General features: G+C 43.0%; 10 protein-coding genes and 1 riboswitch. Of the genes, 7 read left to right on the top strand and 3 right to left on the bottom strand.

Going from position 1 to position 12361, the window contains the following annotated elements:
- Positions 1-67: 67 nt before the first annotated feature.
- Complete coding sequence (gene tig / locus SK608_RS08305) at positions 68-1351, top strand: trigger factor (protein ID WP_033678148.1); 1284 nt, start codon at positions 68-70, stop codon at positions 1349-1351.
- A 196-nt stretch (positions 1352-1547) separates the two neighbouring features.
- Here the strand turns inward: tig and recD2 are convergent, their stop codons facing one another.
- From recD2 to rnhC, 3 genes are all read right to left on the bottom strand, one after another.
- A complete protein-coding gene (recD2, locus tag SK608_RS08300; protein WP_033678146.1) occupies positions 1548-3914 on the bottom strand; it encodes an SF1B family DNA helicase RecD2 in 2367 nt (788 codons plus the stop codon).
- A 112-nt stretch (positions 3915-4026) separates the two neighbouring features.
- Complete coding sequence (gene lepB / locus SK608_RS08295; RefSeq protein WP_001083986.1) at positions 4027-4641, bottom strand: signal peptidase I; 615 nt, start codon at positions 4639-4641, stop codon at positions 4027-4029.
- A 3-nt stretch (positions 4642-4644) separates the two neighbouring features.
- Positions 4645-5526: a ribonuclease HIII gene (gene rnhC / locus SK608_RS08290; protein WP_033678144.1), complete on the bottom strand. Its 882-nt coding sequence runs from the start codon at positions 5524-5526 to the stop codon at positions 4645-4647.
- Between the two features lie 86 nt (positions 5527-5612).
- Here rnhC and zapA point away from each other — a divergent pair, with 86 nt between their 5' ends.
- The 6 genes from zapA to SK608_RS08260 all read left to right on the top strand — a co-directional run bounded on the left by zapA (position 5613) and on the right by SK608_RS08260 (position 12351).
- A complete protein-coding gene (gene zapA, locus SK608_RS08285; RefSeq protein WP_000002019.1) occupies positions 5613-5915 on the top strand; it encodes a cell division protein ZapA in 303 nt (100 codons plus the stop codon).
- Entirely contained in the window at positions 5912-6460 is a 549-nt protein-coding gene (locus SK608_RS08280; protein WP_000624511.1) for a CvpA family protein, read from the top strand. Before zapA ends, SK608_RS08280 begins: the two co-directional genes overlap by 4 nt.
- Before the next feature lie 197 nt (positions 6461-6657).
- Positions 6658-8994 (top strand): endonuclease MutS2, encoded by a 2337-nt coding sequence (locus SK608_RS08275; protein WP_033678143.1) that lies wholly within the window; start codon positions 6658-6660, stop codon positions 8992-8994.
- Between the two features lie 163 nt (positions 8995-9157).
- Positions 9158-9246, top strand: a riboswitch (glycine riboswitch).
- A 90-nt stretch (positions 9247-9336) separates the two neighbouring features.
- Complete coding sequence (locus SK608_RS08270) at positions 9337-10659, top strand: alanine/glycine:cation symporter family protein (RefSeq protein ID WP_033678141.1); 1323 nt, start codon at positions 9337-9339, stop codon at positions 10657-10659.
- A 131-nt stretch (positions 10660-10790) separates the two neighbouring features.
- Positions 10791-11339, top strand: coding sequence for a carboxymuconolactone decarboxylase family protein (locus SK608_RS08265; protein ID WP_000206768.1), 549 nt, complete (start codon positions 10791-10793; stop codon positions 11337-11339).
- Between the two features lie 109 nt (positions 11340-11448).
- Entirely contained in the window at positions 11449-12351 is a 903-nt protein-coding gene (locus tag SK608_RS08260) for a TDT family transporter (RefSeq protein ID WP_033678140.1), read from the top strand.
- The last annotated feature ends 10 nt before the right edge of the window (positions 12352-12361 follow it).

Below are 12361 nucleotides of genomic sequence, written 5' to 3'. Positions count from 1 at the left end.
TTGAAAAAAGTCGCTCATTTATGTTATAATAGACTGTATTTAAAAAATTTTAAGGAGAAATGACAGAATGTCTGTATCATTTGAAAACAAAGAAACAAACCGTGGTGTCTTGACTTTCACTATCTCTCAAGACCAAATCAAACCAGAATTGGATCGTGTCTTCAACTCAGTGAAGAAATCTCTTAATGTTCCAGGTTTCCGTAAAGGTCACCTTCCACGTCCTATCTTCGACAAAAAATTTGGTGAAGAGTCACTTTACCAAGACGTTATGAACGCTCTTTTGCCAAATGCTTATGAAGCAGCTATAAAAGAAGCTGGCCTTGAAGTCGTTGCTCAACCAAAAATTGATGTAACTTCAATGGAAAAAGGTCAAGACTGGGTTATCACTGCTGAAGTCGTTACAAAACCTGAAGTAAAATTGGGTGACTACAAAAACCTTGAAGTATCAGTAGATGTAGAAAAAGAAGTAACAGACGCTGACGTTGAAGAGCGTATCGAACGCGAACGCAACAACTTGGCTGAATTGGTTATCAAAGAAGCTGCTGCTGAAAACGGCGACACTGTTGTCATCGACTTCGTTGGTTCTATCGACGGTGTTGAATTTGACGGTGGAAAAGGTGAAAACTTCTCACTTGGACTTGGTTCAGGTCAATTCATCCCTGGTTTCGAAGACCAATTGGTAGGTCACTCGGCTGGTGAAACTGTTGATGTTATCGTAACATTCCCAGAAGACTACCAAGCAGAAGATCTTGCAGGTAAAGAAGCTAAATTCGTGACAACTATCCATGAAGTAAAAGCTAAAGAAGTTCCAGCTCTTGACGATGAACTTGCAAAAGACATCGATGAAGAAGTTGAAACACTTGCTGAATTGAAAGAAAAATACCGTAATGAATTGGCTGCTGCTAAAGAAGAAGCTTACAAAGATGCAGTTGAAGGTGCAGCAATTGATAAAGCTGTAGAAAACGCTGAAATCGTAGAACTTCCAGAAGAAATGATTCACGAAGAAGTTCACCGCTCAGTAAACGAATTCCTTGGAAACTTGCAACGTCAAGGTATCAACCCTGACATGTACTTCCAAATCACTGGAACTACTCAAGAAGACCTTCACAACCAATACCAAGCAGAAGCTGAGTCACGTACTAAGACTAACCTTGTTATCGAAGCAGTTGCCAAAGCTGAAGGATTTGACGCATCAGAAGAAGAAATCCAAAAAGAAGTTGAGCAATTGGCAGCAGACTACAACATGGAAGTTGCTCAAGTACAAAGCTTGCTTTCAGCTGATATGTTGAAACACGATATCACTATCAAAAAAGCTGTTGAATTGATTACAAGCACAGCAACAGTTAAATAATTTTAATAAACAAAAATCCCGCCTGATTAGGTGGGTTTTTCTGATGCACTATTTTTCAAAAATCTCTTCAAACCACGTCAGCGTCGCCTTACCGTACTCAAGTACAGTTTGCGGCTAGCTTCCTAGTTTGCTCTTTGATTTTCATTGAGTATTAATAAACAAAAATCCCACCTGATTAGGTGGGTTTTCTTATGCACTATTTTCCAAAAATCTCTTTGAGGTCTGCGTCTGTAATCCCAATCATGGCGGGGATGCTGTCCCAATTTTCTTCGGTCAGGATGTAGGATTGTTCAGATGCACTTGATGTGGTAGTTTCTGAGACAGTTTGTTGCTTTTCTTCAATATTTTCAATTAAATCACTGAAGCGTTCAATCAGATAGGTTTTTCGGGCAGTTCCGATATGTTGAGTAGCATAGTCGAAGGCCTGTAATTCGCCTAGTAAGATAAGCTTGCTTTTGGCGCGTGTAATGGCTGTATAGATGAGATTGCGCTCCAGCATACGCCTACTAGCACTAGTGATAGGTAGGATGACAACAGGGAACTCACTTCCCTGTGATTTATGGATGCTCATGGCATAGGCCAGGCGAATCTTGTACCATTCGTTACGTGGGTAAGAGACCTCGTTGCCATCAAAATCAATGACAATCTCGTCTTGTTTCGACTCGGTATATTTACCAGGAATCAGGTCTGTGATAGCTCCTAGATCCCCATTAAAGACATTGATTTCAGCATCGTTGACTAAATGAATGACCTTGTCTCCCTTGCGATAGTGGCACTGGGGAGCTTCAAAACTGAGTTGATTTTTTTGTGGTGGGTTCAGGAGGCCTTGCATGAGCTGGTTAATGGCATCAATCCCTGCTGTCCCTCGGTACATGGGAGCCAGAACTTGGATATCACGAGCAGGGATGCCACTTCTGAGGGCAGCGCCTAAGATCTTTTCAATCGTAGTTGGAATATGGCTACTAGCAATTTCAAAGTAGGAACGGTCTGCTTTTTTCTGGGTGAAATCGGCTGGCAAGATGCCCTGTCGAATTTGACTAGCTAGGGTGACGATGGTTGATTCTTCGCTTTGCCGGTAAATTTTTTCCAAGCGAGTCTGAGGAATCAGGGGAATATGAAGCAGATCCGCTAGAACCTGTCCAGGGCTGACAGACGGTAGCTGATCGCTATCTCCCACGATGAGAATTTTACTGTTAGAAGAGATGTTGGAGAAGAGTTGATTAGCCAGCCAAGTATCCACCATGGAAAATTCATCCACGATGATAAAGTCGGCATCCAGATAATCTTCCAGATGACTGGTGTCATCGTCACCTGTCATTCCTAAATGACGGTGTATGGTCGCGCTAGGCAAGCCTGTCAATTCATTCATGCGTCGAGCAGCTCGACCAGTTGGAGCGGCAAGAAGAATAGGTAGGTTGCTTTTTTTCCTGAGGTCAAGTCCTTCTAAAAGGGCATAAACAGCGATGATACCATTGATAACAGTTGTCTTACCAGTACCAGGTCCACCTGTCAGGATAAAGACCTTATTCTGGATAGCATCACAGATAGCCTGTTTTTGAATGTTATCATACTCAATCTCCAGATCTTCTTCGACAGTAGCGATATGTTTTTGAATGGTTTCTAAATCATGACTCTTCTGTTTTCCTTTTTCAAGGATACGAACCAAGTGACTGCGGATGCCTTCCTCAGCGAAAAAGAGGCTGTTGTCAAAAATCTTGGTATCAATCTGCTGAACCTTGTCTTCTTCAATCAGGTAGGAGAGTTCTTGGGCTACTTGGCTGGGATCCAGTTCCACGGGGCGAGAAGATTCAAGGAGAGTAAGGGTTTGTTCTAGCAAATCCCGTGCTTCAACATAGGTGTCCCCTGTTTCCATACAGGTCTGAAAAAGACTATGAACTAGACCGGCGCGGAAGCGTTCAGGAGCCTGACTTTCGATGCCTAGTTCCTCAGCTAGTTGGTCAGCAATGGTAAATCCCAATCCTTTGATATCTTCAACCAGCTGGTAGGGATAATTTTCAACCACATCAAGGGTTTCTTCCTTGTAAAAGTCTTGAATTTGAAAGGCTAGTTTATTGGGAATGCCGTAGTTGGCTAGCTTTGCCAAAACCATCTCCGTTCCGTAGTTGAGACGAAGGGTGGAGACGAAAGCCTCGCGATTTTTTGCAGATAGTCCTGCAATGCCTTCTAGCTTTTCCGGGTGTTGCAGAATTTCGTCAATGGTATTGTCGCCATAGGTATCCACGATTTTCTGAGCTGTTTTGAGACCAATTCCCTTGAAATGGCTACTTGAAAAGTACTTGACCAAGCCCTTGCTAGTTGGTTTTGAGCGTTCATACCGGCTGATTTGCAGTTGCTCCCCATACTTGGAGTGCTGGACAATTTGTCCCCAAAAGGTATAGTCTTCTCCCTCAATCACATCAGCCATGGTGCCTGTGACAATGATTTCAAAATCATCAAAATCCTCTGCGTCCGTATCGTCGATTTCTAGGAGAAGGATACGATAAAAATTGCTGGGATTTTCAAAAATAATCCGTTCAATGGTTCCTGAAAAATAAACTTCCATAAGATTCCTTTGCATAAATAGGTGAGAGTTGGGGGGATTTTAGTCAATAAATAATCACTTCTCACGATAGAAGAAGAGGCTGAGATTCTTGATTCTCGGCCTCTTAGGTCTCTTAAAATGTTCCGATACGGGTGATTGGCCAGAAGCGGAATTTAGCTTCCCCTGTGATATCTTTTGCTTTAAAGGTACCTACGTGGCGGCTGTCGCTCGAAACCAAGCGGTCATCTCCGAGGAGAAGGTATTCTCCTTCTGGGACAGTAAAGCTAAAGTTGGTGTTGTAGTTGACATCAACTGTGAAGGCTTGGGCTTTTTGAGCGATACTTCTAAAGAAGGTTCCTTTATTTCCTTCAAAGCCCTTGCCTGAGTAGGTGCTTTGGAGTTTGTCATCTTTGAAACGTTTGATATAGTCAGCTAGATAAGGTTCATCTGTCTCTTTGTCATTGATGTAAAGTTTATCGTTTTCGTAACGGATGGTGTCGCCAGGCATTCCGATGACACGCTTGACGATGTCCTTATTGCCATCTTCCTCATGGGCAACCACGATATCAAAACGGTCAATAGGGAGGTGTTTGACAACAAAGAGGATTTCGCCATCCGCTAGGGTAGGATCCATGGAATGCCCTTCTACGCGGACATTACTCCAAAAAAAGATACGACTTAAAGCTAGTAATGACAGAATCAGGAGGAACAATCCCCACTCTTTTAGGAAATTTTTAAATGAATTCATAATTTACCTTTCTAAGCGTTTTTTCGCTTTTTCAGTATTTTTAAAGTGCAATTTGGCGCAGAAATTGAGTCCCTGCATACCATAGGCTTGTAAAATCTGGCTAGCTACCTTATCAGAAGCCGTTCCAGCTCCACTTGGAAGTTGATAGCCCAGTTCTCGTCCTAGATTTTCAAGATTTTCCAGAAAGAGATCACGCGCGATTATAGAAGAGACTGCGACAGCCAAGTATTTGCCCTCAGCCTTTTCTTCTAAGCTGATCGGATTGCTGAAACGATTGGCCTCTTGTGCCAAGTACTTGTCATAATTTTTAGCACTGGTAAAGGCATCAATCACAATTTTCTCAGGCTGAATGCCTTTTTGAAGAAGGAGATAGATAGCCTGGTTATGGAGGGCTACCTTAACCGAAACAGCATTGTAGCGGTCTCCGATGACCTCGTTGTACTTGCTGGGTGAGAGAAGCAATGCCTGGTACTGGATTTTTTCTTTGAGAATAGGGGCAATCTGACGGATCTTTTGGTCGGTCAGTGTCTTGGAATCCCCCACACCGAGTTTTCGTAAGAAGGCATGCTGGTCAGGTGTGACAAAGGAAGCCACAACTGCAAGTCCACCAAAGTAGGAACCATTTCCCACCTCATCCGTCCCAATCAAAGGGAAATTTTGACCCCTGTTTTCCTCTAAAACCTGATAGCCAAAGAAACTAGCATATTTCTCAGCTCCTTCACCCTGAAGCAAGACCTTTCCAGAAGTATAGATAGAAACCGTTGCTTGAGGTAGTCGCAAAAAGTAGCGAATATAGGGATTCTTGCTGGGAGCCAGACTGGTTTGATAGTGTTCAAGAAAAGCCTGAATCTCCTTTTCACTTGGTGTGAGTGTTATACTTGCCATAGTTTCTATTGTACCATAAAAGCAGGCAAATTTGTAAAAACTGACAAAATTAGCGAATTTTGGTATAATATCGTGAGGTGAATTTTATGGCAAATCTAAATCGATTCAAATTTACATTCGGGAAAAAATCATTAACCTTGACAAGCGAGCATGATAACCTTTTTATGGAGGAAATCGCCAAGGTTGCAACAGAAAAATACCAAGCAATTAAAGAACAAATGCCTAGCGCAGATGATGAAACCATCGCTCTTTTGTTGGCAGTCAACTGTTTGTCAACTCAACTCAGCCGTGAGATTGAATTTGACGATAAGGAGCAAGAATTAGAAGAACTCCGTCACAAGCTTGTGACTTGTAAGCAAGAACAGAGCAAGATTGAGGATTCCTTATGATTTCACTCCTTCTTCTATTGGTCTTAGCTTGGGGATTTTATATCGGCTATCGGAGAGGCCTGCTCTTACAAGTTTATTACCTGATTTCAGCCATGGCATCGGCTTTTATGGCTGGCCAGTTTTATAAGGGGCTTGGAGAGCAATTTCATTTGCTCCTCCCTTATGCAAATCCGCAGGAAGGTCAGGGAACTTTCTTTTTCCCATCGGATCAACTCTTTCAGTTGGATAAGGTCTTTTATGCAGGGATCGGCTACTTGCTTGTATTTGGGATTGTCTATAGCATCGGTCGTTTACTTGGTCTCTTGTTACACTTACTTCCTAGTAAAAAGCTGGGTGGCAAGTTGTTCCAAGTTTCAGCAGGTATCTTGTCCATGTTGGTGACCTTATTTGTCTTGCAAATGGCCTTAACTATACTAGCGACCATTCCAATGGCAGCTATACAAAATCCTCTTGAAAAGAGTATCGTCGCAAAACACATCATTCAGAGCATACCAGTAACAACCAGTTGGCTCAAACAAATCTGGGTGACAAATTTAATCGGATAAAAAGGGCAGGAATTTTCCTAGCCCTTTGTTTACAGATTTGATTGAATGTAAAAAGTTACTACACCTAATACTCAATGAAAATCAAAGAGCAAACTAGGAAGCTAGCCGCAGGCTGTACTTGAGTACGGTAAGGCGACGCTGACGTGGTTTGAAGAGATTTTCGAAGAGTATAGACATTCAAAGACAAGGAAATAACGATGAACAAGAAAATATTAGAAACATTAGAGTTCAATAAGGTCAAGGCTTTGTTTGAACCACATTTGTTGACCGAGCAGGGCTTGGAGCAATTGAGACAGCTGGCTCCGACTGCCAAAGCAGATAAAATCAAACAGGCTTTTGCTGAGATGAAGGAAATGCAGGCTCTTTTTGTTGAGCAACCGCATTTCACTATTCTCGCAACCAAGGAAATTGCAGGAGTCTGCAAGCGGTTGGAGATGGGTGCGGATCTCAATATCGAGGAGTTCCTACTCTTGAAGCGAGTACTTCTTGCCAGCCGAGAACTGCAAAGTTTTTATGCCAATCTGGAAAATGTTAGCTTGGAAGAATTAGCCCTTTGGTTTGAGAAATTACATGATTTTCCGCAATTACAAGGAAATCTCCAAGCCTTTAATGATGCAGGTTTCATTGAAAATTTCGCCAGTGAAGAATTGGCGCGAATCCGTCGGAAAATTCATGATAGTGAAAGTCAGGTACGCGATGTTTTACAGGACCTGCTCAAGCAAAAAGCGCAGATGTTGACAGAAGGGATTATTGCCAGCAGAAATGGCCGTCAGGTTCTACCTGTCAAAAACACCTACCGCAATAAGATTGCAGGTGTCGTGCATGATATTTCTGCCAGCGGAAATACTGTCTACATCGAACCCCGTGAAGTGGTCAAACTGAGCGAAGAAATTGCTAGTCTGCGAGCAGATGAGCGCTATGAAATGCTTCGCATTCTCCAAGAAATTTCTGAACGTGTCCGCCCTCATGCGGCTGAGATTGCCAATGACGCTTGGATTATCGGTCATCTGGACTTGATTCGTGCCAAGGTTCGTTTTATCCAAGAAAGACAAGCAGTTGTACCTCAGCTGTCAGAAAATCAAGAGATTCAACTGCTCCATGTCTGCCATCCTCTAGTCAAAAATGCCGTCGCAAATGATGTTCATTTTGGTCAAGATTTAACAGCGATTGTCATTACAGGTCCTAATACAGGTGGGAAGACCATCATGCTCAAAACTCTGGGATTGACGCAGATCATGGCTCAGTCTGGTTTGCCGATTTTAGCAGATAAGGGAAGCCGTGTTGGTATTTTTGAAGAAATCTTTGCTGATATTGGAGATGAGCAGTCTATTGAACAGAGCTTGTCTACCTTCTCTAGCCACATGACCAATATTGTGGATATTCTTGGCAAGATCAACCAACATTCACTCTTGCTCTTGGATGAGTTGGGGGCTGGTACAGATCCCCAAGAGGGAGCCGCCCTTGCCATGGCTATTCTGGAGGATCTTCGCCTGCGTCAAGTCAAGACTATGGCGACCACCCACTATCCAGAACTCAAGGCCTATGGTATTGAGACAGCCTTTGTGCAAAATGCCAGCATGGAGTTTGATACTGCAACTCTACGCCCGACCTATCGCTTTATGCAGGGAGTTCCTGGCCGAAGCAATGCCTTTGAAATTGCCAAACGTCTAGGCCTATCTGAGGTTATAGTGGGGGATGCCAGCCAGCAGGTCGATCAGGACAATGATGTCAACCGGATTATTGAGCAGCTGGAAGAGCAGACGCTGGAAAGCCGTAAACGCTTGGACAATATCCGTGAGGTGGAGCAAGAAAATCTCAAGATGAATCGAGCGCTCAAAAAACTCTACAATGAGTTAAATCGTGAAAAGGAAACCGAGCTTAATAAGGCGCGTGAACAAGCTAGTGAGATTGTGGACATGGCTCTAAGTGAAAGTGACCAGATTCTCAAAAATCTCCATAGTAAATCTCAACTCAAGCCTCACGAAATCATTGAAGCCAAGACCAAATTGAAAAAATTGGCTCCTGAAAAAGTGGACTTGTCTAAAAACAAGGTCCTTCAAAAGGCCAAGAAAAAACGAGCTCCAAAGGTGGGAGATGATATCGTTGTTCTCAGTTATGGACAGCGTGGTACCCTGACCAGTCAACTCAAGGATGGCCGTTGGGAAGCCCAAGTCGGCTTGATTAAGATGACCTTGGAAGAGAAAGAATTTGACCTTGTTCAAGCTCAGCAAGAAAAGCAGGTCAAGAAGAAACAGGTCAATGTTGTGAAACGAACATCTGGCAGAGGCCCACAAGCCAGACTAGATCTTCGAGGTAAACGTTATGAAGAAGCTATGAATGAGCTAGATGCCTTTATCGACCAAGCCCTGCTTAACAATATGGCCCAAGTTGATATCATCCATGGTATCGGAACAGGTGTCATCCGTGAAGGTGTCACCAAATACCTACAAAGAAACAAACATGTCAAGAGTTTTGGCTATGCCCCACAAAATGCTGGAGGCAGTGGTGCGACTATTGTGACCTTTAAAGGATAGCAGTATTCTGGACTTTATAAAGTAAAAACTGTTGAACTAATTTTTACTAATAAACACATTGACAAAAGACAACATTTTTTGTAAAATAAAAATCAATTAAATACCAACACCGAATGAAGTTTAATAGAAGTGGAGAATCGTTTGCTTTTCCATGACTGTAAATGGACGGAACTCTGGAGAGACCGTAAAGGCACCGAAGGGGCAAGGCAGGCAACTGCTCAAACTCTCAGGTAAAAGGACAGAGCTAGGATAGACCGCTTTTTAGCATTTATCTAAGCATTCCAGAGTACATGTATCTTACATGTGCTCTTTCTTTTGGGGTTGAAAAGATAGGAGAAGGAAATGTTAGAATTGCTTAAATCAATCGATGCTTTTGCTTGGGGCCCACCCCTCTTGATTCTCTTGGTCGGGACAGGGATTTACCTAACTGCCCGTCTAGGCCTCTTGCAGGTTTTGCGTCTGCCCAAGGCCTTCCAGCTTATTTTTACTAAGGACAAGGGGCATGGCGATGTATCCAGTTTTGCGGCCTTGTGTACAGCCCTCGCAGCTACAGTTGGTACGGGAAATATTATCGGGGTGGCGACGGCTATCAAGGTCGGTGGCCCAGGAGCCCTTTTTTGGATGTGGATGGCTGCTTTCTTTGGGATGGCTACTAAGTATGCAGAAGGACTACTAGCTATCAAATACCGTACCAAGGATGATCATGGTGCAGTAGCAGGAGGTCCCATGCATTATATCCTTCTAGGGATGGGAGAAAAGTGGCGACCACTTGCCATCTTCTTTGCCCTGGCAGGTGTGCTAGTAGCTTTATTAGGAATCGGGACCTTTACCCAAGTCAACTCGATTACAGAATCTATCCAAAATACAACAACTATTTCGCCAGCCATCACAGCTCTTGTGTTGTCTGTATTTGTAGCGATTGCTGTCTTTGGTGGACTCAAGTCCATTTCCAAGGTTTCAACAACCGTTGTTCCTTTTATGGCTATTATTTATATTTTGGGAACTCTTACAGTTATTTTCTTTAATATCGAGAAAATCCCTACCACAATCGCTTTAATTTTGACATCAGCATTTAGTCCTGTTGCTGCGGTAGGTGGATTTGCCGGTGCTAGCATTCGGATGGCTATTCAAAATGGTGTGGCGCGTGGTGTGTTCTCAAACGAATCTGGTCTGGGTTCAGCTCCCATTGCAGCGGCTGCGGCTAAGACAAATGAACCAGTAGAGCAAGGATTGATTTCCATGACAGGAACCTTTATTGACACCCTCATTATCTGTACTCTGACTGGTTTGACCATCTTGGTGACTGGTGTTTGGAGTGGTGACTTAAATGGGGTTGCCTTGACTCAGTCGGCCTTCTCAACAGTTTTTTCACACTTTGGACCTGCCCTCCTGACCATCTTCCTTGTGCTCTTTGCCTTTACAACGATTCTTGGTTGGAACTATTATGGAGAACGCTGTTTCGAGTTCCTCTTTGGGGTTCGCTTTATCTGGCTCTACCGTGTGGTCTTTGTGCTCATGGTCTTGCTGGGAGGATTTATCGAGTTGGATATGGTCTGGATTATTGCTGATATTGTCAATGCCTTGATGGCTCTGCCAAACTTGATTGCCCTCTTAGTTTTATCACCAGTTGTTATTTCTGAGACTAAAAAGTATTTTAATAAATAATGGAATCACACATTGCGTGTGATTTTTTGCTTTTATAAAAAATTTCTATCAGTGTAATTTAAAATATATATTATACACGGTATAGAATCTGTGATAGACTAGGTTTCAACAACATGAAAAGAGGTTTTATGATGACAACATTTACAATTCATACAGTAGAATCAGCGCCAGCAGAAGTGAAAGAGGTTCTTGAAACAGTAGAAAAAGATAACAATGGCTATATTCCCAACCTAATCGGTCTCTTGGCTAATGCACCAACTGCTTTAGAAGCCTACAGAACTGTCGGAGCCATCAATCGTCGCAACAGCCTGACACCCGTTGAGCGTGAAGTGGTGCAGATCACGGCAGCCGTGACCAATGGTTGTGCCTTCTGCGTCGCAGGTCACACAGCCTTTTCCATCAAACAAATCCAGATGAATGATGATCTTCTGCAAGCCCTCCGCAATCGTACTCCAATTGAAACAGATCCTAAATTGGACACCCTAGCTAAGTTTACCTTGGCGGTTATCAATACCAAGGGTCGTGTAGGAGATGAAGCCTTGGCTGAGTTTCTAGAAGCTGGTTACACCCAACAAAATGCCTTGGATGTGGTTCTTGGTGTTAGCTTAGCAAGCCTCTGTAACTATGCTAACAACCTAGCCAATACACCAATTAATCCAGAATTGCAACCTTATGCTTAATTCATATCTGAGTAAAATGAAGTCTGAAATCAACGGACTTCGTTTTTTTAAGTCCTCATTTAAGCGCTTTTATGCTATACTGAAACTAACATGATTATTGGAGGTTAGGATGAAAAAACTCCCCTTGGTATTTTCTGGTTGTTTGCTAGGTTTAGCAGGAGCTGGAAATCTTATTTTAGATACGTTGCCGGTTCTATCCCATCTGTTGAGTCTTACTGGCTTAGTTTTGTGGATATACTTTCTGCTTCTACATCTCTTTAATTGGAAGGAAACTAAGCAAGAATTGACCAAGCCTCCTCTTTTGTCAGGAATGGCGACCTTTCCCATGGCTGGGATGATTTTATCGACTTATGTCCTACGCCTGTTTCCCAATCTTTCCTTGGTAGCACAAGGGCTCTGGTGGTTTTCATTTCTCTTGGATTTGGCCTTGATTGCTGGTTTCACCATCAAGTTTGCCTGTCCAGGGCGGAGGGTTCATGCGACTCCAAGCTGGACGGTTCTCTATGTTGGGATAGCAGTGGCAGCTTTGACCTATCCTCTTGTCGGTATCATCGAAATTGCCTATGCGACCTTGATTTTTGGTTTTCTCCTAACCTTCTATCTCTATCCGCTTATTTATAGCGATTTAAAGAAACATCCGCTCCCACTAGTCTTGCTTGGACAAGAAGGGATCTACTGTGCCCCTTTCTCTCTACTCTTGGCTTCCTTGGTTCGAGTTGGAGGAGAGAGTCTACCGACTTGGCTCTTGATTGTCATGATCTTGGCTTCCCAATCCTTCTTTTTCTTTGTTTTGACTCGCCTGCCCAATATTTTAAAACAAGGTTTTCAACCAGCCTTCTCAGCCCTCACCTTCCCGACCATTATCACAGCTACTTCGCTTAAGATGGCTCAGGGAATCTTGAAACTTCCATTTTTGGATTATTTGGTAGTGGCTGAAACTGTTATTTGCCTAATCATTTTGCTCTTTGTATTAGGCGCTTATCTGAATTGGTTACGAAAAAGGTCTAGCTAGAAATAGCTAA

It is taken from the genome of Streptococcus mitis subsp. hohhotensis, assembly GCF_000722775.1.
In the GTDB taxonomy this organism is placed as follows: domain Bacteria; phylum Bacillota; class Bacilli; order Lactobacillales; family Streptococcaceae; genus Streptococcus; species Streptococcus carlssonii.
Note: the sequence above shows the minus strand (reverse complement) of the source record. Positions and strands in the feature narration are given on the sequence as shown.